Consider the following 24,385-nt stretch of genomic DNA (forward strand, 5'->3'; position numbering starts at 1 on the left):
GGGCGACATAATCATTTGGCGTTTTTGGCCTTTAAGGCCATTTATATAGGCCATGCTGGCACTGGCAGAGATCACCGTCTGGCACTGGGTGGGATTTATCACCATCGTCCTGTTTTTTCTGGCGATGGACCTGGGGGTGTTTCACAAGCACGCGCATGTGGTGCAGGTGAAGGAGGCGCTGGCGTGGACGACGGTCTGGTTTTCGATGGCGATGTTGTTTGCCGGGGCGGTGTATTACTGGCGGGGCAAACAGGAGGCGGTGGAGTTCATCACCGGCTATGTCATCGAGTACTCGCTCTCGATGGACAACGTGTTTGTGATCGCGATGATCTTTGCCTACTTTCGCGTGCCGGACAAATACCAGCACCGGGTGTTGTTCTGGGGCATCCTGGGGGCGCTGATCATGCGGGGTGTCATGATTGGCGCCGGCAGCGAGCTGGTCAAACGCTACCACTGGATTCTCTACTTCATGGGCGCTTTTCTGGTGTTCAGCGGCATCAAGATGCTGTTTGTGGACGATGAGGGGGTGCATCCGGAGAAGAATCCGGTGTTGAAGCTGGCGCGCAAGCTGTTCCCCGTGACCCCGGATTTCCACGAGCAGAAATTTGTGGTGCGGGTGCCGGCGGCCGATGGCACGGGGCGGCTGACCGTGGCCCTGACGCCGCTGGCGATGGTGCTGCTGATGGTGGAGACGACGGACTTGATTTTCGCGGTGGATTCCATACCGGCCATTTTTGCCATTACACAGAAACCGTTCATTGTGTTCACCTCCAATGTGTTCGCCATTTTGGGGCTGCGCTCGCTTTACTTTTTGCTGGCCGGGGCCATCCGCTATTTCCGTTATTTGAAGACGGGGTTGTCTCTTGTGCTGGTGTTTATTGGGTTGAAGATGCTGCTGCCGTGGGTGCAGGAGAAGTTTGAGTTGTGGCCCGGGGTCAAAATTCCCACCACCCTTTCGCTGGGGGTGGTGTTGTCCATCATTCTGCTTTCGATTGCCGTGTCGGTGCTGAAATCCTGGCACGAGAACCGGGCGCGGTGAGCGCGGGGGGGCAGGTTGGGGGGATTTTCGCGGCGGGCGGCCCTCGCCGGCGGGAAGGGTTGCATTGTTGGGGTTTTTAAGGGATGGTATAGGCGTATGATTTCACGCCGCGGGGCGCCGTGGTTGGGCGCCGTTGTACTGGTGGCGGTCATGGCCGTCTGGATGCTTCAACGACAGCCAGCGCCGCCGGAAGCCTCCGGTTTTTCATCATTCCAGGCCGTTCCAAGTGAGCCAAGCCCCACCCAGGCAGTGGGCGTCCAGCCCGCGCCGCAATCTGCTGCGCTGGCGAGGGAAGCGGGCCACGATCATGCGGAGCCTGCGCATGCGGCCCCGGCAGCCGCGTTGCCGCCGCCGCGCCGGCCGGGAGCAGCCTGGGCGGTTTCGCCGCCGGAGCCGGCCCTGGCGGCATTTCATCGGTGGGTGGAGCGGTATTGGGAGGCGGGGGCGGCGGAGCGGGAGGCATTGGCAGCCGAGGGGGAGGCGCTGGCTCGGGCGCGGCTGGCAGTGATGCTGGAGCTGATGCAGCACGATCCGGAGCGCGCGCTGGCGCGGGCGGTGCCGCCGTGGGTGTGGGCGCAGTTGCCGGCGGCGGTGCAGGCGCAGGTGGAGCAGCCGGTGAACGCGGTGGCTGATTATGAGGTGCTGTGTGTGCTGCCGGCGGGCGAAAACCAGCCGGGCGGGCTGGTGCGCACGGTTCGGATGGGGGACGTGCAGAGCCGGGTGTTCACGTTTGGACGGGGGCTGGAGTATGTGACGCGGCCACGGGTGCCGGTGCAGGGCATCCTGGTGGCGCGGCCGCCGCAGGTGGCGCTGGCCCATGAAAGATTGGCGGCGGCCACGCACTGGATGGTGTTGGATCCGCAGCCGGCCCGTTACCTGGAGGGGCCGGAGCTGGAGTCCCTGCGCGCGGCGGTGGGGGAGGCGGCGGCCTGCGCGGCCACCGGGGAGGCGTGGACGGCCCGGGGGACGCCGGCGGCCTTGCAACTGGGGGGCGAGGTGCGGTTGTTTGCCAGCCCGGAAGTGGCGGCGGCCTGGGTGGCGGCGCAGCCGGCCGTGCAGGATTTGGATGAGCCCCTGCCGCCGGGGAATCTGCCCACGGCGGCGTCGTCGTACACGGAGGGCCGGAAGCGGTTCATATTGTTCCGGGTGGATTTTCCGGATTATGCGGGGGAGGTGATGAGCACGAATGAGGCGCTGACGTTGATGCGCGATCTGGCCGCGTGGATGTCCGAGGTCTCGCAGGGGCGGCTGAATATTGCGCCGGTGGGGGAGGGATCGGACATCACGCCCACGATGCGGCTGCCCAATGAGGTGGAGAGTTACCAGAACATGGGCACGCTGCTGGGGGCCTGCCGTACGGCGGCCACGGCGCTGGGGTATGACATGAACAAGTACGATTTTTATTTTGTGTGCACGGCCGGCAAGCCGACGGCCACGTTTGCCGGGCTTGGGTATGTGGGGGGGGTGGGTTTCTGGCTGGCCAACCGGTATTGGGATGTGCGGACGGGGGCGCATGAGTACGGCCACAATCTGGGGCTGGGGCATGCGAACTGGTGGAACACCAGCGGGGCGAGCATGTTGGGCACCGGCACCAGCGAGGAATATGGGGATCCGTTTGACACCATGGGCGGGAGCGGCGGTGGGGCGCGGCATTTTTCGTCGTTCAGCAAAAACAAATTGGGGTGGATCCCCGATGCGGATTGCCCGACGGTGAGCGGCAGCGGATTTTACCGGCTGTATGCGCATGATGATCCGCGGGCGAGCGGCGTGCGGGGGCTGCGGTTCCGGCGGGCCAATGGGGATTATTGGATGGAATTCCGGCAGTTGTTCACGGGCAACCGGGCGATGATGAACGGCCTGGCGTTCCGGTGGGTGGGGGGCAGCACGACGTTGCTGGATGCGACGCCCGGCTCGGCCGGCAGCAAGGATGATCATCCGCTGGTGATTGGGCGCACGTTCAGCGACCGGAAGCTGGGGCTGCACGTGACGCCGGTGGGCAAGGGCAACACCTACCCGCAATCTTTGGATGTCATTATTCAGGTGGGCAGTTTCCCCAACAATCGCAATCCGCAGGCGCGGGTGACGGCCTCGGCCACGCAGGTGGCGGTGAATGCGCCGGTGCAGTTCAGTGTGACGGCGAGCGATCCGGATGGGGATGGGCTGGCTTATTATTGGGACTTTGGCAACGGGAATTACAGCGTGGAGAACCAGCCCACCGCGACGCAGTCGTTTGCGAGTGCCGGGGATTACGTGGTGCACTGTCTGGTGAGCGACATGAAGGGGGGGCTGGGCGTGGGGGCGGTGATGGTGCGGGTGGGCAGTTCCACCAGCTACCAGATTGCGGGCCGGGTGGTGACCACCAATGCGCAGCCGGTGCCGGGGATGCTGGTGCGGGTCAATGCCTCGCGGTATGCGTGGGTGCAGGACGATGGCTCCTATTTGCTGACGCAACTGGGGGCGGGCAGCCATCAACTGACGGTGTACGAGCCGTTTTACAACGAGCTCAATTTTGTAAATCCCTTCTTCAACAACCCGGTGACGGTGGGGCCGAATTTCAGCGGGGCGGATTTTGTGCAATTTCCGGGGGCGTTGTTCATCAGCACCACCCTGGTGGCGAAGGAGAGCCGGTGGAAATACCTGGATGACGGTTCGAATCAGGGCACGGCGTGGCGGCAGGCGGGGTTCAATGACAGCGCGTGGGCGAGCGGCGACGGCCCGCTGGGGTATGGGCAGGGCGGGGAGCGGACGATCCTGAGCTACGGGGGGGTGAGCACCAACAAGCACATTACCTATTACTTCCGCACCACCTTCACCAACAGCACGCCGCCGAGTGCCTTCACGAATCTGGTGCTGGAGGTGAAACGGGATGACGGGGTGCTGGTGTGGCTCAATGGGCAGGAAATTTTCCGCGACAACCTGCCCACCGGCGCGGTGACTCACACCACGCGGGCGCTGGCGGCGGTGGAGCCGGACAATTATTTGCGGGCGGAGCTGGCGCCGGGGGTGCTGCAAACCGGGGTCAACACGCTGGCGGTGGAGGTACATCAGGTGGAGCCCACCAGCTCGGATTTGTTCTTTGACCTGGCGCTCACCGGCATGAGCCGCACGAATGCGGCCAATGTGCAGATGTTGTATCTGGCCAGCCCGCGGTCGGGGGAGGTTTTCATCCATCCCACCAACATCAGTTTGAGTGCCGTGGCGCAGAGCGATGCGGCCGCGGTGTCGCAGGTGCGGATTTATGCCAATGACCAGCTTTTGATTGCGGATTCCACCGCGCCGTATGCCGGTTTCTGGCCGCAGGCGCCGGTGGGCCAGCATCAACTTTATGCCGTGGCCGTGCTGGCCAATGGCCAGATGTTGACCAGCGCGCCGGTGGCCATCACGGTGCGGCTGCCGGAGCCTGCTCCGCCGCCGTCGGTGACGAATTTGCTCATTGCCGCGGGGGCGCGCTGGCAATTTTTCACGGGGCCGACCGGCGCGCCGCCGGCGTGGGCGGCGGTGGACTTTGATGCGTCAGGCTGGAGCAATGGGCTGGCGGAGCTGGGTTATGGGGAAAACGACGAGGCGACACGCCTGAGTTACGGGACCAACAGCAACAACAAATGGATTACGGCCTATTTCCGGCATGCCTTTGTGGTGAGCGATCCGTACGCCATCACCAACGCCGTGCTGCAGTTAAAACGCGATGACGGGGCGGTGGTGTATCTGAACGGCCAGGAAATCCTGCGCGATTTGATGCCCGAGGGGCCGATCAGGTATGACACGCTGGCCACCATGGCGGCGGAAGATGATGGGAAGACGTTCTTCAGTTTTCCTTTTGCCGCCCTGCCGTTTCTGCCGGGCACCAACGTGCTGGCGGTGGAGGTGCATCAAAACGCCGTGACCAGCTCGGATTTAAGTTTTGATTTGAGCCTGACGGTCTGGATGGCCACCAACCGCCCGCGGGGGGTTTATTGGGTGACGCCGGCGGCGGGGGCCGAGGCGCCGGCAGGCGCGCTGCCGCTGGCCGTGCAGGTCGTCAGCGGTGGCGGCGCTCCTTTCCAACGGGTGGCGTACTACGCCAATGGCCAGTGGCTGGCCGAAGTGCCGGCGCCGTTTGCGTGGACGTGGGCCAGCCCGCCGGTGGACCGGGTGGAGCTGGTGGCGGTGGCCAGCGATGGGGTGGGGGGCAGTGTGACCAGCGCGCCGGTGCAGGTGAGCTTCACCGCGCCGCCGCCGTGGCAAAGCGTGGTGGCGTGGGGCGAGGTGTGGAAATACTGGGATGACCGGCTGCCGCCGGCGGGGGCGTGGACGAACCTGGCTTATGCGGATCAGAACTGGAAAGCCGGCGCGGCGCGTCTGGGCTATGGCGGGGATGGTGAACGGACGGTGATTTTTGATGGAGGGGATCCTGCGTTCCGGCACATCACGGCGTGGTTCCGCAAGACGTTCCTGGCCAACCCGGCGGGGTTGACGCAGCTTGAGCTGCGGCTGATTTGTGATGATGGGGCGGTGGTGTATCTCAACGGGCAGGAGGTTTTCCGGCATAATCTGCCCGCCGGGTTGATCAGTTACAACAGCCTGGCGTTGACGGCGGTTTCCGGCGCGGATGAAACCACACCGGTGCGGGTGACGTTGAGTCCCACGGTGTTGCGGAGCGGCACCAATGTGCTGGCGGTGGAGGTGCATCAGAACAGCATCACCAGCAGCGATCTGGGATTTGATTTGGAATTGATCGGGCGGCGCATGGTGCCGTCCGCGCCGGCCACCGTGTATGTGACGGCGCCGGCGCAGGGGGCGCGGCTGGTGGCGCCGGCGGCGGTGACCCTGACGGCCTTTGCCGTGTCCAATGCGCAACCGGCGCAACGGGTGGAATACCTGATCAACGGCCAGCGGGCCGGTGCGGCTTCGGTTTATCCCTATGCGCGGGGATGGACCAACCCGCCGGCGGGGGATTATGTGGTGATGGCGGTGGCCGACTTTGGCGGCGGGGTGGTGATGACCAGCGCGCCGGTGGCCCTGACTGTGGCGCCGTTGCCGCCGCCGGTGCAGCCGGTGCTGGCGACGTGGATTCCGGCGGGGGCCACCTGGCGTTATTGGGACAACGTGGCGGCGGTGGCGCCGGGCTGGAATGAAAGGGCCTTCCAGGACGCCGCGTGGCCGGTGGGTCAGGCACGTTTTGGGTGGGGCTGGGATGGGGAGCGCACGGAGCTGACGGCCGGGCGCATTACGCATTATTTCCGTTATACCTTTACGGTGACCAATCCGGCTTTGTACACGGAGATGGTCTTTCAACTGGTGCGCGACGACGGGGCGGTGGTGTATTTGAACGGGCGGGAGGTTTTTCGCAGCAACATGCCCGAAGGGACCGTTACCGCGGCCACGCTGGCGGCCGGCACGGTGAACACGCCGGAGGAGACCACCTTTTTTGAGACGGTGGTGCCGGTGGCCGGGGCGGGGCTGGTGGCGGGGACGAATGTGGTGGCGGTGGAATTGCATCAGTCCAGCGCCACCAGCTCGGATGGCGGGTTTGATATGCAGCTCATCGCGCGGGGCACCACGGAGCCGCGGTTGTGGTTGCTGCGGCCCGCCCGGGATGAGGTGGTGGTGGCGGGCCAGCCGCTGATCCTGGAGGCGGCGGCGTGGACCGGTCTGGCGCCGGCGGGGGAGACGATCGAGTTTTACGCCGGGGCGCAGAAGATTGGGGAAACGGCTCCCGGGGAAACCCAGTGGACGTGGGCCAACCCGGCACTGGGGGTTTATGCCGTGAGCGCGCGGCTGCGGCTGGCCAGCGGGGTGACGCTGGTGTCGGCGCCGGTGACGGTGACGGTGCAATATCCGCCGTACGTGGCCACCCTCATCAGCACGGGGGCGGTGTGGCGGTACTGGGATCGGGGGACGCTGCCGGCCACGAATTGGGCGCGGCGCGGGTACAGTGATGCGGCCTGGAGCGCCGGGCCGGGGCGGCTGGGGTATGGGGATGACGGCGAGGTGACGGTGCTGCAGACCGGGCCGACCAACAATAAATACACGGCGTATTATTTCCGGCGGTGGTTTTCCGTGCCCTCCGGGGTGACGCTGACGAATCTGGTATTCCGGCTGCTGCGCGATGATGGGGCGGTGGTGTACCTCAATGGCGGGGAGGTGTTCCGCAGCAACATGCCGCCGGGGCCGGTGGGCTATGCCACGTTGGCCAGCAGCGCCGTGTCCGGGGCGGATGAACAAACCTATTTTGAGTTTGTGGTGCCGGTGGCCGGGGTGCTGGGGGGGTTGAATTTGGTGGCGGTGGAGATTCATCAAAACTCGGCGACGAGCAGTGATCTGGCCTTTGATCTGGCGCTGGAGGGGCGGGGTTTCCAGGGGCCGCCGCCGACGGCGGTGGCGCCGCCGCCGGAGTGGCAGGCGGGGCAACTGCAGTTGTTGTGGCCCACCAACATGCATGGGTGGGAGCTGTACTCCTCCCCCACGCTGGGCCCGGAGGCGCTCTGGCAGCCGGTGGCGGGGACGCTGCTGCAGACCAATGGTTTTTATCTTTTCCGCACGGCGCCCACCGGGGCCAGCCGTTATTTCCGGCTGGAGCAGCGTTGAGGGGCCGGGGCCGGCGGGGGGGCAGGGGGGTTGCGCTGGCGCAAAATTGTTCCAGTAAAACACTGGACAAATGCTGCTTCCCAAGCTTTTATTTGCCGGATTTTGCGGGCACCCCGCCGCGCAATCCCGCGCATGAACATGGAATTGATTAAACGCGCCAAAGCGCTTGGTTTCTCCGACCGGCAAATCGCCCATTTAACTGGCCAGACTGAGGACGCCGTGCGCGCCTGGCGTCTGGCGCACGGGTTGACGCCTTGTTACCGGCTGGTGGACACCTGTGCGGCGGAGTTTGAGGCGTACACGCCGTATTATTACTCGACCTATGACCGGGGGGATGACGAGGTCAAACCCAGTGACCGGCCCAAGATAATGATATTGGGCGGCGGTCCCAACCGCATCGGGCAGGGCATCGAGTTTGATTACTGCTGCGTGCATGCCGCCTTTGCGTTGAAGGAAATCGGGTATGAGACGATCATGGTCAACTCGAATCCGGAGACGGTATCCACGGATTATGACACCAGTGACCGGCTGTACTTCGAGCCGTTGACCCTGGAGGACGTGCTGCACATTTATCACCGGGAGAAGTGTCAGGGGGCGATTGCGCAGTTTGGGGGGCAGACGCCGTTGAACCTGGCGCTGGGTTTGCAGCGCAACGGTGTGAACATCATCGGGACCTCTCCGCAGAGCATTGAGATTGCCGAGGACCGGAAGCTGTTTGCGGCCATGCTGCGGAAGCTGGACATTCCGCAGCCGCCCAACGGCATTGCCACCAATGAGACGGAGGCGCTGGCGGTGGCGCGGGAGCTGGGGTATCCCGTGCTGGTGCGGCCGTCGTTTGTGCTGGGGGGGCGGGCCATGCAGATTGTGTATTCCGATGCTGATCTGGCCCATTACATGCGCTTTGCGGTGGAGGCCTCCCCCGAGCGGCCGGTGCTGGTGGACAAGTTTCTGGAGGATGCGATTGAGGTGGACGTGGATTGCATTGCGGATGTGGGCTTGTATTCCCGCCCGGAGCAGGGCCTGGTGGTGGTGGGCGGCATGTTGGAGCACATCGAGTTTGCCGGGGTGCACTCGGGGGATGCGGCCATGGTGCTGCCGCCGCACACGCTGAGCCAGGAGACGATCGCCACCATCCGGGAGTACACCCACGCCATGGCGCGCGAGCTGCGTGTGGCGGGGCTGATGAATGTGCAATACGCCGTGAAGGAGGGGCGGGTGTATGTGCTGGAGGTGAACCCTCGTGCCTCGCGCACGGTGCCGTTTGTGAGCAAGGCCATCGGGGTGCCGCTGGCGAAGCTGGCCGCCAAGGTGATGGCGGGCCGGCCGCTCAGTGAGCTGGGTTTCACGGCGGAGATCTGGCCTTCCTACTGGGCGGTCAAGGAGTCGGTATTCCCCTTCAGCCGGTTTCACGGGCAGGACATTTTGCTGTCGCCGGAGATGCGCTCCACCGGGGAGGTCATGGGACTGGATGCGGATCTGGGGATTGCCTATGCGAAATCGCAGATGGCGGCCGGCTCACCGCTGCCCACTGCGGGGCGGGTGTTCATCAGCGTGAGCGATGCGGACAAGCCGCACATTGCGGCGGTGGCGCGGCAGTTTTTGGAGCTGGGTTTTGAGCTGGTGGCGACGCACGGCACGGCGGCGGCCATCAGCCGGGCGGGCCTGCCGGTGAAGACGGTGTTCAAATTAAGCGAAGGGCGGCCCAATTCGGTGGACATGCTGAAAAACCGGGAGATTCAACTGGTGATCAACACCCCGTCCGGGCAGGCGCCGCGCGCGGACGAGATCAAGATACGGACGACGGCGGTGTACACGGGGACGCCGATCATGACGACGCTGGGCGGGGCCAAGGCGGCGGCACTGGGGATAGCGGCGTTGAAGCAGCGGGGTTATGAGGTGAAGACCTTGCAGGAGTATCACACCGTGCGGCCGGCTTAATCCGGGGGCCCGGTTTTTTCCGTGGCGGCGCGGGAATCCTGCACGATTTTTTCCAGCAGGTTGAGGTATTCGGCAAAGGCGCGGCGGCCGGCTTCGGAGAGCGCGAGGGTGGTAAGGGGGCGTTTGTTGAAGGTGCTTTTGGTCATCACCACGTAACCGGCCTCCTGCAGGGTGCGGAGGTGGGTGGTGAGGTTGCCGTCGGTCATCTGCAACAAGGCCCGCAGGTCGGTATAGGAAAGCTCCGGATTGGCCGCCAACAGGGACATGATGGCCAGCCGCCCTTTTTCGTGGATCACGCGATCCAGATGGCGGAATGCCTCCGGGTCCATGCGTCAGGAGGTTTTTTTCTCGGTGAAATAAAGGTAAATCCCGTAGGCCAGATGCGGCCCGCCGAAGAGCGCCCCCGCCCACAGATGCGCCCCGGCGCCGGCGGCGGGGGGGCCGGCGTGCAGGAAATAACCGCCGAGGGCCAGTCCCAGCAGCGCCATCAATCCGCCAAAAAGCCGGATGCCCCGGCGCATGAAGAAGCCGGCGGCGTTCAAGGCCAGGCCATAAAGGAGCAGCCACAAGAGGAGCAGCTCATACACGCTTTCCGGGGCGGGCTGCCCCAGGCACCAGTACACGCTCAACACGACGGCGGCCACGGCGGGGAGGGCCACGGCCTGCGCCACGCGCCGCATGGGCGGGGACCAGAAAGGCTCGGCGGCCTTGAAGGCCTGCCGGCGAATGAGCAGGCTGACGAGGACCATCGCCACCAGCGCGGTGCCGCCCCAGAACAGGACAAAGGGGATGGGCTCGCCCAGATTCAACTTCCAGCCCAGCAGGCCCGCCGCCAGCCCGAGCGCGCCGGTGAGGGTGGTCACCGGCGCCAGCGCGCGCCGATACAAGGCGGAGCGCTCCATCAGGGTGCGGATGGTGTGCAACTGTTGTGCCGCCCAGTCAGAGTTCATGAGCGTACTTTGCCCGGAGCGGGCCGGGGCAGCAAGTGCGAAGCCGGGCGGGGGGCGGGCTAGGGGTGCTGCCGCAGCCACTCGCGGAGGGCCGCAGCCTGGGGATGATTGGGCTGCAGTTCGAGCAGGCGCTGGTAATGAGCGCGGGCCTTGGGCACGTCGTGCAATTCCTGCAGGTAGATGTTGGCCACAAACATGCGGCCGTTGGTTTCCTGGGGCTGGGCGGCGTAGAAGCGTTCAAATTCGGCCACCGCATCGGCGGCAAAACCGGCCTGGTGCAGAGCGAGCGCAAAATTGAAGCGGGTGCTGGCGGCCTCGGGTTGCAACACGAGGGCCTGCTCATACGCCGACAAGGCCCGGGGCCAGTCCCGGTTTTCCATGGCCACGCGCCCGAGCATGGCATGGGCTTCAAAGAGCGTGGGATCGGCTTTGACGGCGGCTTCGTAATGCTTCTGGGCGTCAGCCCAATTTTGGGCCTGGCGGGCGGCTTCGCCCGCCTGATAGTGCGTCAGGGCTTTGGTGCGGTCGCCGGGCTCCGGTTTGGGGGGGCGCAGATAGGTGTAACGCCGGGCGGCTCCCGGCGGCGGGGGGGGTGCCGGTTCGGGGGCGGCGGGCGGCGTGGTGGTAGTGGTGGTGATGGCGGGGGCCGCCGGGGGCGCAGAAGTGGCGGGCCGGGTCACGGCGGCCACTGCCTCGGGGTTGGCCGGCCGGTTGGTGCGGGGCGGCGGGGAGGGGGCGACGGCAGGATTGGTTGCCGCAGGCCCGCGGGCCAAGTTGGTGGGGGCGGTGAGGGCGGGGGGCGGGGGCGAGGTGGGTGGGGGAGGCGTTGGGGTGGTGACAAGGTTGGTGGTGGCGGAGGCGGCGCCGTGCAGCTCGGCCTCCAACAGTTTGGCCACCTGCGCCACCTGGGCGCGGAAAGGCGGCTCGGGAGTGAAACTGAGGTAGCGCTGATAGTATTTCAGGGCCAGCGGCTTGTTGCCCAGATGGGTGTGATGCAGGATGGCGAGGTTGAGGGTGGCGGGCCGATGCTGGGGCGCGATCTGCAACACATTTTGCAGGGAGGCGGCGGCTTCCTGGGGGCGGTTGCGCATCCATTGGGCGATGGCCAGGCCGTTCAGCGCCTCGGGTTGCGCGCCGCGGGCGGCGAGGTAACTTTTGAAGCTGCGTTCGGCTTCATCGGCCTTGCCGGCGCGCACCAGCGCGATGGCATGCATCAGTTGGAAGTCCGCGTTTTTGGCGTCGAAAACGAGCACACTGCCGAAGTGCTGGGCGGCATCGGCCGCCCGGTTTAATTCCAGGCAGAGGCAGGCCAGATTCCAGCGGGCCGCCACCAGATTGGGATTGATGGCCAGGGCCTTGCGGTAGGCGGTTTCGGCGCCATCGGGCAGGCCGGCGTAGTGATGGGCCACGCCGAGCTGGTTCCAGGCGAGCGCGTTGTTGGGCAGGAGAGCGGAGGCTTTTTGGAGGGGCTTGATGGCCTCGTGGTATTGCCCCTCGCGCACCAGGCGGTCTCCCTCCAGCAATTCCTTGACGCCGGGGGGCGAGCAACCCGCCGTCAAGGCGAGTGCCAGCGCCCACCAGCTCCAGGGGGCGCTGCGCGATACACCCCGTTTTTTGGTGGTGACCATCATCGCTGGTGGTACCATCCGCCCCGCCGTGTGTCAAGAAACCCGGCCTGAGAACCTACAGGCGGTGACGGACGGCGGGGCGGGAGTTTGAGCGAGGCCGCCCCTGGAAGTGTTGGATTATGGGTACGAAGGCAATGAACAGGTGTGGTTGGGTCAGGCGTTGCGCGCTGGCGGTGGCGGTGGCGGTGGCGGGCCTGGGCGGCCTGCCGGCGGCCGCCGCGACGTCTCCGCCGGCGCCCTCCCGGGTGGTGATGGTGCATCATCCGGAGGCCACGCGCCATTTGCAGCCGCAGCCGGAGGTGATGCAGCGGATGGTGGAGGAGGGGTTGCGGCGCTGTTTTGGGCGGGCGGACAGCGGGGAGGTTTGGCGGAGCCTCATGCCCACGCAAACGGTGGTGGGGATCAAGGTGTATGCGTTGCCGGGCAAACTGAGCGGCACGCGGCCGGAGGTGGTGGCGGCGCTGGCCCGGAGCCTGATCCAGGCGGGTTGGGAGCCGAAGCGGGTGATCATCTGGGACAAGAGCCGCGAGGCCCTGTGGCGCGCCGGTTATGGGGAGCTGGCGGCCACTTTGGGGGTGCGCGTCGAGGCCGTCAGCGAGGGAGGCTATGATCCCGAGGTGGCGTATGAGCGGCCGGTGCTGGGCAATCTGGTGTATGGCGATGTCGAGTTTGGCCGGGAAGGGCCGGGGGTGGGCAGGCGGTCGCACGTGGCGCGATTGATCACGCAAAAGATACAGCGGCACATGGTGGTGACGCCCCTGTTGAATCACAACCAGGTGGAGATCACGGGGCATTTGTACAGCCTTGCGCTGGGGGGCGTGGATAATGTGCAGCGGTTTGAGGCCAACGCCACGCAGCTCATGGAGGCGGTGCCGGAAATTGTGGCGCTGGAGTGTTTTGCCGATCGGCTCCTGTTTTGTGTTACGGATGCGTTGATCGCCCAGTATGAGGGTCAGCAGCGCAGCTTGTTGCATTACTCGGTGGTGCTCAATGAGCTTTGGTTCAGCCGCGATCCGGTGGCGCTGGATGTGCTGGGGCGTGACCGTCTCCAGCGATTGCGCGACGCGGCCCGGGCGGTGCCGCGCAAAATACAAAATGAACTCTTTAGCAACGCCGCGCTGCTGGAGCTGGGGGTGGCCGATGTGTCGCGCATCAAAATTGAGCGGGTGAATCTGCCGGCGGAGCCGTGAAGCCTGCGGCAGGGCGGGTCCGGGGGGGGCAGGCAGCCTTCGGCGTTTGCCCGGGGCGCGGGCTTTTGGATCAACGGGCGCATAAAACTTTTGCCTTTTTTGGGAAGGTTGGACACTCTCCTTGGGCGATGAAACCTGTTTTGGGCCGTGGTTTGGATGCATTGCTGGGCAAGAGCAGCCCGGCCGCCCGGCCGTCACCAGCCGGGACTGGCGCCGCAGGGACGGGCGCCGCCGGGGTGACCGCCCCGGCGGGAGCGGCCGCGGCGGCGGGGCCGTCCGACAGCCGGGAGCGGGTGTTGCAGGTGCCGGTGCAGCGGATTCATCCGTGTCCCCTGCAGCCGCGGAAAGATTTTCCGGAGGAGTCGCTGCGCGAGCTGGCTGAATCCATCAAGGCGCAGGGGATCATCCAGCCGTTGATCGTGCGTGAGCGCGGCGAGGGGTTTCAACTCATTGCCGGCGAGCGGCGGTATCGGGCGGCGAAGCTGGCGGGGCTGGCCACGGTGCCGGTGGTGGTAAAGCAGGCGGATGACCGGACGGCGCTGGAGATGATGCTGGTGGAGAACCTGCAGCGGGAAAACCTCAATCCGATGGAGGAGGCGCTGGGGTATGCGGAGTTGATTCATCAATTTCAACTTACCCAGGAGGAAGCCGCCGCCAAGGTGGGGCGGAGCCGGGCGTCGGTGGCGAATGCGCTGCGGCTGCTCAAGCTGCCGGTCGAGGTGCAGCAGTGGCTCAAGGAGGGCCAGCTCAGTGTGGGCCATGCCAAGGTGCTGCTCAGCCTGCTGGCGCCGGAGCAGCAGCGGCTGGCGGCGGAGAAGACGATCAAGGAAGGCCTGAGCGTGCGGCAGTTGGAGGAATTGGCCGCGTTGTGGCAGTCGCAGCCGCCGCCCAGGAAGAGCAGCGCGGCGGCCGCGCCCGCGCCGGCGCGGGATGTGCACATTGTGGATTTGGAGCAGCGGCTGCAGCAGCGGTTTGGGACGCGGGTGACGCTGCGATACCGGAAGGGGAAGGGGGCGGTGGAAATCCGTTTTTACAGTGACGCCGAGCTGGAACGAATACTTGACATCAGCGGCATAAAACTGGAGTAATAGCGGTCTTTAATTGATAACAGAAACTAATTATTGAAACATGAGCCAGATGTTGGATAACCAAGCCTTCCGCGATGCCTGCGCCGGCCGACTGGAAGCCGCCGCCGCCCGAGTGCCGCAACTGACCGCGTTTGTGGGGCTGGACGGATTTGTGGATCAGATCATCCATGTGGTGGACAAGCGGGAGAATGCCGAGAAATTTGACCGCATGCACCGCATGGCGCAGTTGGGCGAGCGCATCATTGCCGCGGCGGGGCGCAGCACCAACGTTGAGCTGGTGCGGGTGATGACCAAGCTGGGGGGCAACGGCCCCATCATGGCCAACGCGCTGGCCGCCTTTGGCATTCAGGTTTCTTATGTGGGGGCGCTGGGGTGGCCGGAGCTGCATCCGGTGTTCAAGGAGTTTGCCCAGCGGGCGGAGGTGGTGACCATCGGGGAGCCGGGTTACACGGACGCGCTGGAGTTTGACGACGGGAAGCTGATGTTCGGCAAGCTGACCCAGTTGGCCGAGGTGAACTGGGCCAATCTCATTGCGCGTTACGGGAAGGACAAGTTTGCGCAGCGCTTCCACAACGCGTCGCTGGTGGGCTTTGTGAACTGGACGATGCTGCCGTACATGAGCGACATCTGGACGGCGATCCTCCAGGAGCTGTGTCCCGAGGTGAAAGGGCCGCGGCGGACGATGTTTTTTGATTTGTGCGATCCGGAGAAGCGCTCCAACAGCGACATTGCGCGGGCGATGGAGCTGATCGGCAACTTCAACCGCTATTTCAGCGTCATTCTGGGGTTGAACGAGAAGGAGGCTTTCGAGGTGGCCGAGGCGCTGGGGCTGTCCGCCCCGGCGCACACCCCCGAGGGGCTGGCGGCGCTGGCGCTGGAGATCAACCGAAAAGTGCCGGTGGACACGGTGTTGATTCATCCCACGTCCTATGCGCTGGCGTGCAGCCGCGGCGAGGTGTCCATGGTCAAAGGCCCGTACACGGAGAAGCCGTTCATCACCACGGGCGCGGGCGATCATTTCAACTCCGGGTTCTGTCTGGGCAAACTGCTGGGGCTGGACAACGCGACGAGTCTCTGCTGCGGGGTGTCCACCAGCGGATTCTACGTGCGCACGGCGAAAAGCCCGGCGGTGTCCGATCTGGTGAACCTGATGCGCCAGTGGCCGGCGTCCTGACCGCTCATGGTTTTGGAAGTTGTCCAGTATGGTCATCCGGCCCTGCGCCAGAAGGGGGCGCGGATTGAGCAGATCACGCCGGAGCTCCGGCGGTTGATCGCGGACATGCTCGAGACGATGTATGAGTACGAGGGGGTGGGGCTGGCGGCGCAGCAGGTGGGGCTGGCATTGCAACTGACAGTGGTGGACGTGCGCGGGGCCACGGATCGTCCCTCCACCCTGGAAATCCACGGCCAGCCGGCGGAGATTGCGGCGCACATGCCCATGGTGCTCATCAACCCGCAAGTCACGCCCGTGGGCGCGCCGGAAACCGGGCCGGAGGGGTGCCTGAGTTTTCCGGAGGTTTATGGGGACATCACCCGGCCGGGGGCGGTGGAGGTGGAGGCGCAGGATCAGGAGGGACGGCCGATCAAATTTCGTTGTGGCGGGTTGCTGGCGCGGGCCATTCAACACGAGGTGGATCATCTGAACGGCATTCTCTTCATTGACCGCATGCCGGCGGAGACGCGCGAGAAATGGCAGCCGGAGCTGGAGCGGATGCGCGCCGCCACGCAGGCGGCGCTGGCGCGCAAGAAGAAGTAAATCCATCGGGAGCCATGGGCTGGGGCGGTCGGCGCCATTCGGTCAGTCCAGCGCTGATTTCAGCCGGGGCAAAAAAATGCCCCCTCCCCGGAGAGGGGAGAGGGCGGAGCAAGGAGGGAAGCATCCCCCGTTATTTCAATTTTTCCAGCGTGGCCTTGATGGCCTGGAAATTGGGCAGGTCTTTCACCGTGGGCGTCTGCTCGCTGTATTGGACGATGCCATTTTTATCAATCACAAAGGCGGCGCGGGCGGAGACCGAGCCGAGGCCGATCAAATCGGGGAGCAGCACGCCGTAGGCTTCGGCGGTTTTCTTGTTGAGGTCACTGCAGAGGGTGATGCCGATTTTTTCCTTTTGCGCCCAGGCCTCCTGGGCGAAGGGGCTGTCCACGCTGATGCCGATGACGTCGGCATTGAGGCTCTGGTAGGCGTTGAGGCCGGCGGTGATGTCGCACATTTCCTGCGTGCAGACGCCGGTGAAGGCCAGGGGGAAGAACAGGAGGACGGTGTTTTTGACGCCGAAATTTTTGCTCAGCGTCACGTCCGCCAGGCCGGCGGCGTTTTTGGTTTTGAGGGTGAAGTCCGGGGCTTTGGAGCCAACAGGTATTGCCATAGTTCCGATTGAGTTTTGGGTTTAGGGTTTCAGCGTTTGACGAAAAGGGTTCAAGCCTGCCGGGGCGCGGACTTCGCCGCGGCCAAGTCCCGCACGGCGGCCAACACCTCGGCGGCGTGCGTGGCGGGTTTGACTTCGGTCCAGACCCGGCGCACCAGGCCGTCCGGCCCGATGAGAAAAGTGACCCGGTGCGTGCCCTCGTACTCGCGGCCCATGAAGGTTTTTTTGCCCCAGACGCCGTAGGCCTGCACGATGTGGCGGTCCTCATCCGCGAGCAGGGAGAAGGGGAGGTTGTATTTGCGGGCGAATTTATCGTGGCTGGCCGCCGAATCGGTGCTGACGCCCAGCACGACGGCGCCGGCCTGCTGCAGGGCGGTGTGTTCATCGCGGAAGGCGCAGGCCTCGGTGGTGCAGCCGGGGGTGTCGTCCTTGGGATAGAAATACAAGACCACCACCTGCCCGCGCAACTGGGAGAGGCGAAGGGTGCGCCCGTGCTGGTCTTGGGCCGTGAAATCCGGGGCCGGGTCCCCGACCCCCACCGCGGGGTTGAATGCCATTTTTTTAGCCATGATTACTCTGCCATGATGGCGTTTCGCTGTTTCGCGACGCGGCCCCAACATAGCCTGCAACCTGCCAACCGCAACTGTCCCCGGCGGGCATGTCCCCCCCTGGGTATGGCCTCAGGCCAGCCATTCCCGCAGGCGGGCCAGGGAATCCTTGTAACCCTGCAAGGTTTCCTGCTCATTGCCCATGGGGTATTCAAAGTGCATGGAGATGGGGCCGGCAAAGTTGCCGGCTTTGAGCTGCTGGAAGAAGGCGCGGGGGATCATGCCTTCGCCCAGGGGACACCAGCGCGTCCGCCACTGCGAGCCGGTCTTTTCCCAGTAAAAATCCTTCACATAGACGGCGTGGAAGCGGGCTTCGAGCAGCTTGACCTGGACGGGCCAGGAGGAGCCGCCCTCCACGGTGGCGTGGCCGATGTCAAAATGGACGCCCATGGCCTGGGGATCGGTGCCTTCCAGCAACAGGTGCACATCCCACAGCGGCCCGCCCACATAACCCGTGCCGGAGTGATTTTGATAGCCCGCCCGCAGGCCCAGCTCGCGGCTCAGGGCGGCCACCTCCTGAAACCGCGGTTTGAGCCGCGCCAGTTGCTCGACAATGGGTTGCCGCAGGTCGTAGCGGAAATGCGTCATGCGAAAATGCTTGATGCCCAGCCGGCTCAAGGTGCGCAGGACTTTTTCGTTGAGCGGGTTCACCTCGCCCACATCGGTGGTGGCGATGTAAATCTGTTTGCCCCGCTGGCGCAGGGCGTCCATGAGTTTGGGCAGGTCTTCCTCGATGCGCTCCGGCAGGACCTGACCGCCCTTGCGAATGGGGCATTCGATGCCGTCCCAGCCGACTTCGGCCACGAGGTCGGCCGTGGCCTGGGGGTTGAGTTGCTGGAAGGCCTTGGAGAAAACGACGACGGGGCGGCGGGGCGGCGCGGGGGTGTCGGCGGCCAGCGTGGCGCGCGGGGCCAGGGTTGCGCCCGCCGCGGCGGCGGCGGTGAGGCCGAGGAATTGACGGCGATTAAAAACGGGCGGTGATGATGGCTGCATGGCCTCATCTTACGCCGGGGCGGCTTCGAGGAAAAGCGCGATGTTAGGCGCCAAACAGGAGGTGCGGCTTTTCGGCCAGGGAGAGGAAACGGCCCCCTTCCCAGCGGGGCTGCCATTGGCTCTCGCGCCACGTGCGCACGCGGTAGAGTGTGGCAAAGGTGAAGGGCGGCGCGGCGCCGCCCTGGCCGCCCACCACTTCGCCGCCGCGGCGGACATTGTCCATCATCCAGGCGGGGAGGGAGAGGTGGTAGGGATTGCGCTGGACTTCGCCCACGTGAAAGGTGAGGGCGGCGATCAAATCCCCCAGGTCGGTGGGGGAGATTTCCACCATCAGATTGGGGGAGGCCATGGGCGCCCAATATTCCGTTTCCACGATTTCGCAGGTGAACGCCGGGAGGGAGCGCAGCGCGTCCACCACCAGATGATGCACGCCGATGTGGGTGCTGTTCCAATCGGCGTCGTGGGGAAAGAAAATAACGCGGGGCTGCTCGCGTTGCAGGATTTGCACGATGACGGCGACGCACTGCTGCCAGTGCCGGGGATCTTGCGCGCGGGTGCGGGGATTGATTTTTTCGAGGCCGTGGGGCGCGGTTTGGAGCAGCTCGAAACCGATGTGGGCGCAACACTGCTTTAATTCCTCCCAGCGGGCGGCCTGACGGGCCTTGTTGCTGCCCTGGGTGACGGCCACGTTGATGATGCGCCAGCCTGATTCGCGCAACAGCCGCAGCGCCAGGCCGCCGATGATGACCTCGTCATCGGGATGGGGCGAGAAGATCAACGCCTTGGGGGCGTTGGGTGCCGGGGCGGGTGGCGGGAGTGGGGCAAAACCGCCGAGGGGATAGGTTTTGGCTTCGTGAATCAGCCGGGCCAGATTGGCCACCAGTTGATGGTAGGGAGTGGACATAAAGGGATTGGATGCGTTTGGGGGTGTGGGACGGGGAAGCGGGGTTTATGGTTTATCCTCCACCACCGGCAGGCTGGCGGCGGCGATGGCCTGGCCGTGGCGTTTTTCCTTTTCACCGGGCACGTGGAGGGCGATGCGCCGGGCCAGCTCGGGGAATTCCCCCTGTAAAACCTCCTGCGCGGCGCGCAGGATGACATCGCCGCCGGCGCCGGTCATGACGCGGCCCAGCACCAGCACGTTTTCGATGGTGTAGAAAGCGGCATAGTGGGCCAGGGCGTAGCCGAGGCAGGTGCCGATGGTTTGATAGACGGGCACGGCGCGGGGGTCGCCCTGGGCCATCAACGCCTGCAACACCTTCAAGCGCTCGGCCAGGGGCATGTCGGCGGGGGTTTCGATGCCCGCGCGGGGGAGGAGGCGGGCGACGGCCTGTTGCGAGAAATATTGCACGCCGCAGCCGCGGTCCTTGCTCCATTCGTCCACCGGCGCGTTAAGGGCGTAATCCACCGGCATGAAGGCCACTTCGTTGAGCCAGGAGGTGATGTTGCCGGCGGGGGTGACGTAACCGCCGGCCATGCTGGTGCCCATGGCGAGGCCCAGGACGGCGTTGCGTTCCAGCGCCATGCTGCCGGCCAGGGCGGTGACTTCGCCATCGTTGACCACCTCCAGGGGGAGGTTGTTCCAGGCGCGGCGGATTTCCAGGAAGAGGTCTTTGACGCGGGACTGAAACAAGTCCGGGGGCACGCCCCGAAAGAGGGAGGCGACTTTGACGCGGTTGTTCACATAGACGCCGGCGGCGCTGCCGCCAATGGCGTCCACGCGGGGCAGGTGCCGGGCGGCGCGTTGGAGGGAGTCCATGATGCCGTCGAAGTGGTATTGGGGATCGCGTTGGGGGACGGGGTCCCAGACCACCTCTTCGCTGAACACCACCCGGCCATCCACGACGGCCGCGGCTTTGCGGTCGCTGCCGCCCAGGTCAAAGCCGATACGGCAGCCGTTGAGATGCCGGCCCAGGGGACGGGTGACCGCCCGCTCCGGGGGCAGGGTGGCGGCGTCGGCCGCCACCACTTCGAAGGGGCGCTCATAGATGCGCTGGCCCATGATTTCGGCGTCAAACCGGCCGGTGGCGGTCTGGCGGTAATACCAGTCGAGGTCCGCCGCGAGGGAGGGCGGCCCGGCCACATACACGCGGAAACCGCCGCGGGACCAGAGCAGGAACTTCACCAGGCGCTCCAGGAAAAAGGCATTGGCGCTGGCCAGCGGATGCGCCGCCGGCAGGAGCGCGGTGCGATGATGATAGAGCGAGCCGTCGGCCTGTTCCAGGGCCAGGATGACAGGCTCCCCGCCGCCGGCCTCGTCCACGGCGCGCGCGAAGGCCTGATGGGCCAGCACGGCCGGCCGGAAATCCGGGTCCAAGGCCGGGGGGAAGCGGGGAGGGCTGAGAAAATGCGCAAAGGCTTGTGCCATGGGAGCAGTCAAAAAAAAATCGTGCCGGGGGGCAAGTCCTTTTGGCATGGCTTTTTTTAAGACATGGGCGGCGGGAGGGCCGCCGGGGTCAACCGGCGGGGCGGGGGCGGCGCCGTTGCGGTGCCGGGCAGATGCGCTAACTTATGAGTGATGAAGGCACGGCCTTCCACCGGATTCAACTGGCCGGCCGCGGTTCGCTGGTGTGCCGGCGTGGCGGCGGCATGGTTGCTTTGCATGGTTCCCCTGCTTATGGCCCAGAACAAACCCGCATTTACCAAGCCGGACGCCGCCGAGCTGAAGAAGAAGCTTGATCCGTTGCAATACGCGGTCACGCAACAGTGCGGCACGGAGCCGCCGTTCCGCAACGCCTATTGGGACAACAAGAAGCCGGGCATTTACGTGGATGTGGTCAGCGGGGAGCCGTTGTTCAGCTCGCTGGACAAGTATGATTCAGGCTCCGGCTGGCCCAGCTTCACCCGTCCCCTGCCGGGGACGCAGTTGGTCGAGAAACCGGATTTTTCCCATGGCATGGAGCGGATGGAGGTGCGCTCGAAGGTGGCGGATTCCCACCTGGGCCATGTGTTTCCCGACGGGCCCAAACCCACCGGCCTGCGCTATTGCATCAACTCCGCGGCGCTGCGGTTCATTCCGGTGGAGAAGATGGCGGAGGAAGGTTACGGCGATTACCTGGAGCCGTTTATCAAGGCGGGGGTGTACCGCCCGCCGGCCGCGGCCGCGGCGGCAGCCCCGTCGGGTGTGGCTACGCAGAAGACCGAGGTGGCGACGCTGGCCGGGGGGTGTTTTTGGGGCATGGAGGAGATAATTCGAAAAATCCCCGGCGTGCTGGAGACGACGGTGGGCTATACCGGCGGCACCACCGAAACGCCGACGTACAAGGAGGTGTGCACGGGGCGCACCGGGCATGCGGAAGCGGTGCAGGTGGTGTTTGATCCGGCGCGGCTGAGCTACGAGGAGCTGCTGGGATACTTTTTCCGGATGCATGATCCCACCACCCTGAACCGGCAGCACAACGATGTGGGGACGCAGTATCGCTCGGCCATTTTTTATCATTCGGAGGAGCAGCGGCAGACGGCGGAAAAGGTCAAGGCGCGCGTGAACGCCAGCGGCAAGTGGAAACGGCCCGTGGTCACGGAGATTACGAAAGCGGGCAAATTCTGGCCGGCCGAGGAGTATCATCAGGATTATCTGCAAAAAAATCCGGGCGGGTATAATTGTCACTTCCTGCGGGATTAAGCGGCTGCGTCAGGCAGAGGCCGGGTCGTTTTGCCGGGATCGGGGTCCGGGCGGCGGAGGCCGCCGCCGAAGTCGGTTTTCTTCCGGGGCGTGCGGGTCAAGTTTTGCCGTTGGCAAGGGGGCGGGTTCCCGTTTTAATGACAGTCCAATCCGATACACAATTTTATGCGCAAGCTTAGGTATTTTGGGCTGGTGGTTTTCGTCCCTGCATTGTTCTGGTGGGCTGGGTGCGAGTCTGGTTCGCGGGAGGGCACGGCCGGGGTGGGGAAACTTGGGCCGCGGGCGTTTTTTGTGGCCCCGCAGGGAAATGATGCCGCCAATGGCGCCCGCCCCACCGTGAAGGGCAAGGACGGTCCGGTGGCCACCTTGGAGCGCGCGCTGGAGCTGGCCCGGCAGGTGCGCGCCACCAATGCAGGGATGCCGCTGCGGATTTATCTGGCTTCGGGCACGTACCGATTGACGCGCCCGCTGGTACTCAAACCCACGGACAGCGGCCTGGAAATTGCGGCGTTGCCGGGGGCCACGCCCATCCTCAGCGGGGGGCGTCCCCTAAGTGGCTGGAAGGCCGTCACACGCGAAGGGAAAAACCTGTGGATGCTTGAGCTGCCGGAAGTGCGCGAAGGCCGGTGGTATTTTCGCCAGCTTTGGGCGGGGGAGCAGCGGCTGGTGCGGGCGCGGCATCCGAATCAGGGATATTTTGAGATTGCGGCGGTGCCGGATGCCAAGCCTGACTCGCCATGGAATGTGGGTCAGGCGCGTTTCCGGGTAAAGGCGGGGGAGATTCAGGACTGGCCCACATTGAAGGAAGGGGAGGTGCGGGCGATGACGCGCTGGGTGGAGTCGCATCTGCCGGTGCGGGCGTTTGAGGCGGCCAATCAGGAGTTGAGCTTCACCAAGAACAGCGTGTTCAAGCTGGATCCGGGGGATCAGTATTACCTGGAGAATACGTTTGAGACGCTGGATCAACCCGGGGAATGGTATTTGGAAAAGGCCAGCGGGCGTTTGTACTACTGGCCGCGGCCGGGCGAGCAGGCGGAGAAATTCACGGCGGTGGCGCCGGTGTTGTCGCAGGTGGTGCGGCTGGAGGGGGCGTCGAATCAACCCCTGAGCCGGGTGGCCTTTCGGGGGCTGACGTTTGCCCATACCGAATGGTATTTCCCGCCGGGTTTTGACACGGGGCGCGACAAGGTGGAGGTGTGGCCGCCGCCCAAGGCGAGCATTGGCGGGTTTGCGCAGGCGGCGGTGGGGGTGAGCGGGGCGGTGTGGGGGGAGCATGTGCACGTGGCGGTGTTTGAGCACTGCCGGTTTGTGCACCTGGGCGGCTATGCGCTGGAGCTGGGGCGGGGCTGTCAAGACAACACGGTGCGTTGGTGTGAGATGGCGGATCTGGGGGCGGGCGGGGTGAAGCTGGGGGAGACGGCGTTGCGGACGGCGGAGGCGGACATGGCGCGGGGCAACGTCATTGCCGACTGCCACATTCATGACGGGGGCCAGATATTTCACAGCGCCATTGGCATCTGGCTGGGGCAGACGCCGGGCAACCGGCTGGTGCACAATCATATTCATGATTTTTACTACACGGGGATCAGCATCGGGTGGACGTGGGGGTACACGCGGGCGCTGGCGACCAACAATCTGGTGGAGTTTAATCATGTGCATCACATTGGGCGGAAGAGCAACGGGGACGGGCCCATATTGAGCGACATGGGGGGCATTTACACGCTGGGGTTGCACGAGGGGACGGTAATCCGCAACAACCTGTGGCATGACTGCTACGGCCGCCGTTATGGCGGGTGGGGGATTTACTTTGATGAAGGCACCACGCGCATTGTGGCGGAGAACAACGTGGTGTACCACACGACGCACGGCGGGTTTCACCAGCATTACGGGCGGGAGAACGTGGTGCGCAACAACATCTTCGCGTTTGCGCGGGATCATCAAATCCAGCGCTCGCGCAACGAGCCACATCTGAGCTTCACCTTTGCCCACAATCTGGTGTTGTGGAAGGAGGGGGTGGCGCTGGGCGGCACCTGGGCGGGCGGTCCCACGAATTTTCTGATGGTGTCCAATCTTTACTGGCGGGTGGACGGCGGGGAGATTCGTTTTGGCAAGCAGACGTTGAGCGAATGGCAGCAAGGGGGGCAGGACGTGGGCAGTGTGATAGCGGATCCGCTGTTTGTGGATCCGGCCCGGGGCAACTTTGCCCTCAAGCCGGGGTCGCCGGCCGCGCGGGTGGGATTCCAACCGTTTGATTTGAGCAAGGTGGGGCCGCAGAAACCCTGAGCCGCGAGCGCCGTGACACCGCGCGGGTGGCGAAGCCCGCGCCGGCCGGGGGCCGGTGTGGTTTCTTTGGCATTGCGTTGCGGGGGGAAAGTCTTTTAGGTTGAGGCCGCGCG

16 protein-coding genes and 2 pseudogenes are annotated in these 24,385 nt (G+C 64.9%); 10 read left to right on the top strand and 8 right to left on the bottom strand.

The window, feature by feature from the left end; all coding sequences use genetic code 11:
- The first annotated feature begins 52 nt into the window (after positions 1–52).
- From N3J91_14555 to carB, 4 genes and pseudogenes are all read left to right on the top strand, one after another.
- Complete coding sequence (locus N3J91_14555) at positions 53–1,039, top strand: TerC family protein (protein MCX8157644.1); 987 nt, start codon at positions 53–55, stop codon at positions 1,037–1,039.
- Between the two features lie 1,848 nt (positions 1,040–2,887).
- Positions 2,888–3,265 (top strand): annotated as a pseudogene (locus tag N3J91_14560) (PKD domain-containing protein).
- Between the two features lie 900 nt (positions 3,266–4,165).
- Complete coding sequence (locus tag N3J91_14565) at positions 4,166–7,606, top strand: Ig-like domain-containing protein (GenBank protein MCX8157645.1); 3,441 nt, start codon at positions 4,166–4,168, stop codon at positions 7,604–7,606.
- Between the two features lie 141 nt (positions 7,607–7,747).
- Positions 7,748–9,544 (top strand): annotated as a pseudogene (carB, locus tag N3J91_14570) (carbamoyl-phosphate synthase large subunit).
- On the opposite strand, the gene N3J91_14575 reads toward carB, so the two are convergent.
- Genes N3J91_14575 through N3J91_14585 form a run of 3 tightly spaced genes read right to left on the bottom strand, consistent with a single transcriptional unit; the run spans position 9,541 to position 12,140 of the window.
- Entirely contained in the window at positions 9,541–9,873 is a 333-nt protein-coding gene (locus N3J91_14575; protein ID MCX8157646.1) for a transcriptional regulator, read from the bottom strand. The pseudogene carB and the gene N3J91_14575 overlap by 4 nt on opposite strands.
- Before the next feature lie 3 nt (positions 9,874–9,876).
- Positions 9,877–10,494: a hypothetical protein gene (locus tag N3J91_14580; protein ID MCX8157647.1), complete on the bottom strand. Its 618-nt coding sequence runs from the start codon at positions 10,492–10,494 to the stop codon at positions 9,877–9,879.
- A gap of 59 nt (positions 10,495–10,553) precedes the next feature.
- Entirely contained in the window at positions 10,554–12,140 is a 1,587-nt protein-coding gene (locus tag N3J91_14585; protein MCX8157648.1) for a tetratricopeptide repeat protein, read from the bottom strand.
- Positions 12,141–12,241: 101 nt separating this feature from the next.
- Here N3J91_14585 and N3J91_14590 point away from each other — a divergent pair, with 101 nt between their 5' ends.
- From N3J91_14590 to def, 4 genes are all read left to right on the top strand, one after another.
- Positions 12,242–13,312, top strand: coding sequence for a DUF362 domain-containing protein (locus N3J91_14590; GenBank protein MCX8157649.1), 1,071 nt, complete (start codon positions 12,242–12,244; stop codon positions 13,310–13,312).
- A gap of 128 nt (positions 13,313–13,440) precedes the next feature.
- Positions 13,441–14,400 carry a ParB/RepB/Spo0J family partition protein gene (locus tag N3J91_14595; GenBank protein MCX8157650.1) on the top strand — a complete coding sequence of 320 codons (960 nt, stop codon included), beginning with the start codon at positions 13,441–13,443 and terminating at the stop codon, positions 14,398–14,400.
- Positions 14,401–14,440: 40 nt separating this feature from the next.
- Positions 14,441–15,574: a carbohydrate kinase family protein gene (locus tag N3J91_14600; protein MCX8157651.1), complete on the top strand. Its 1,134-nt coding sequence runs from the start codon at positions 14,441–14,443 to the stop codon at positions 15,572–15,574.
- Between the two features lie 6 nt (positions 15,575–15,580).
- Positions 15,581–16,156: a peptide deformylase gene (def, locus tag N3J91_14605; GenBank protein ID MCX8157652.1), complete on the top strand. Its 576-nt coding sequence runs from the start codon at positions 15,581–15,583 to the stop codon at positions 16,154–16,156.
- A gap of 130 nt (positions 16,157–16,286) precedes the next feature.
- On the opposite strand, the gene N3J91_14610 is transcribed toward def, so the two are convergent.
- The 5 genes from N3J91_14610 to N3J91_14630 all read right to left on the bottom strand — a co-directional run bounded on the left by N3J91_14610 (position 16,287) and on the right by N3J91_14630 (position 20,735).
- The gene (locus tag N3J91_14610; GenBank protein MCX8157653.1) at positions 16,287–16,766 is read right to left on the bottom strand and encodes a redoxin domain-containing protein; all 480 of its coding nucleotides are present in this window, start codon (positions 16,764–16,766) and stop codon (positions 16,287–16,289) included.
- Between the two features lie 50 nt (positions 16,767–16,816).
- Positions 16,817–17,323 carry a thioredoxin-dependent thiol peroxidase gene (gene bcp / locus N3J91_14615; GenBank protein ID MCX8157654.1) on the bottom strand — a complete coding sequence of 169 codons (507 nt, stop codon included), beginning with the start codon at positions 17,321–17,323 and terminating at the stop codon, positions 16,817–16,819.
- Positions 17,324–17,446: 123 nt separating this feature from the next.
- Complete coding sequence (locus N3J91_14620) at positions 17,447–18,367, bottom strand: sugar phosphate isomerase/epimerase (protein ID MCX8157655.1); 921 nt, start codon at positions 18,365–18,367, stop codon at positions 17,447–17,449.
- Between the two features lie 43 nt (positions 18,368–18,410).
- A complete protein-coding gene (locus N3J91_14625) occupies positions 18,411–19,271 on the bottom strand; it encodes a PIG-L family deacetylase (GenBank protein ID MCX8157656.1) in 861 nt (286 codons plus the stop codon).
- Between the two features lie 45 nt (positions 19,272–19,316).
- Positions 19,317–20,735, bottom strand: coding sequence for an ROK family protein (locus N3J91_14630; GenBank protein ID MCX8157657.1), 1,419 nt, complete (start codon positions 20,733–20,735; stop codon positions 19,317–19,319).
- 234 nt (positions 20,736–20,969) lie between these two features.
- Between N3J91_14630 and N3J91_14635 the strand changes: the two genes are divergently transcribed.
- Positions 20,970–21,989 carry a bifunctional methionine sulfoxide reductase B/A protein gene (locus N3J91_14635; GenBank protein MCX8157658.1) on the top strand — a complete coding sequence of 340 codons (1,020 nt, stop codon included), beginning with the start codon at positions 20,970–20,972 and terminating at the stop codon, positions 21,987–21,989.
- A 165-nt stretch (positions 21,990–22,154) separates the two neighbouring features.
- Positions 22,155–24,272 carry a right-handed parallel beta-helix repeat-containing protein gene (locus N3J91_14640; GenBank protein MCX8157659.1) on the top strand — a complete coding sequence of 706 codons (2,118 nt, stop codon included), beginning with the start codon at positions 22,155–22,157 and terminating at the stop codon, positions 24,270–24,272.
- Positions 24,273–24,385 lie beyond the last annotated feature (113 nt).

The sequence above is a fragment of the Verrucomicrobiia bacterium genome, from assembly GCA_026414565.1.
In the GTDB taxonomy this organism is placed as follows: domain Bacteria; phylum Verrucomicrobiota; class Verrucomicrobiia; order Limisphaerales; family Fontisphaeraceae; genus Fontisphaera.

Excerpts from the sequence above, each read along its gene's own strand:
- N3J91_14555 (MCX8157644.1), top strand. The coding sequence starts at position 53 with ATGCTGGCACTGGCAGAGATCACCGTCTGGCACTGGGTGGGATTTATC.
- N3J91_14565 (MCX8157645.1), top strand. The coding sequence starts at position 4,166 with ATGTTGTATCTGGCCAGCCCGCGGTCGGGGGAGGTTTTCATCCATCCC.
- N3J91_14575 (MCX8157646.1), bottom strand. The coding sequence starts at position 9,873 with ATGGACCCGGAGGCATTCCGCCATCTGGATCGCGTGATCCACGAAAAA.
- N3J91_14580 (MCX8157647.1), bottom strand. The coding sequence starts at position 10,494 with ATGAACTCTGACTGGGCGGCACAACAGTTGCACACCATCCGCACCCTG.
- N3J91_14585 (MCX8157648.1), bottom strand. The coding sequence starts at position 12,140 with ATGGTACCACCAGCGATGATGGTCACCACCAAAAAACGGGGTGTATCG.
- N3J91_14590 (MCX8157649.1), top strand. The coding sequence starts at position 12,242 with ATGGGTACGAAGGCAATGAACAGGTGTGGTTGGGTCAGGCGTTGCGCG.
- N3J91_14595 (MCX8157650.1), top strand. The coding sequence starts at position 13,441 with ATGAAACCTGTTTTGGGCCGTGGTTTGGATGCATTGCTGGGCAAGAGC.
- N3J91_14600 (MCX8157651.1), top strand. The coding sequence starts at position 14,441 with ATGAGCCAGATGTTGGATAACCAAGCCTTCCGCGATGCCTGCGCCGGC.
- def (MCX8157652.1), top strand. The coding sequence starts at position 15,581 with ATGGTTTTGGAAGTTGTCCAGTATGGTCATCCGGCCCTGCGCCAGAAG.
- N3J91_14610 (MCX8157653.1), bottom strand. The coding sequence starts at position 16,766 with ATGGCAATACCTGTTGGCTCCAAAGCCCCGGACTTCACCCTCAAAACC.
- bcp (MCX8157654.1), bottom strand. The coding sequence starts at position 17,323 with ATGGCATTCAACCCCGCGGTGGGGGTCGGGGACCCGGCCCCGGATTTC.
- N3J91_14620 (MCX8157655.1), bottom strand. The coding sequence starts at position 18,367 with ATGCAGCCATCATCACCGCCCGTTTTTAATCGCCGTCAATTCCTCGGC.
- N3J91_14625 (MCX8157656.1), bottom strand. The coding sequence starts at position 19,271 with ATGTCCACTCCCTACCATCAACTGGTGGCCAATCTGGCCCGGCTGATT.
- N3J91_14630 (MCX8157657.1), bottom strand. The coding sequence starts at position 20,735 with ATGGCACAAGCCTTTGCGCATTTTCTCAGCCCTCCCCGCTTCCCCCCG.
- N3J91_14635 (MCX8157658.1), top strand. The coding sequence starts at position 20,970 with ATGGTTCCCCTGCTTATGGCCCAGAACAAACCCGCATTTACCAAGCCG.
- N3J91_14640 (MCX8157659.1), top strand. The coding sequence starts at position 22,155 with ATGCGCAAGCTTAGGTATTTTGGGCTGGTGGTTTTCGTCCCTGCATTG.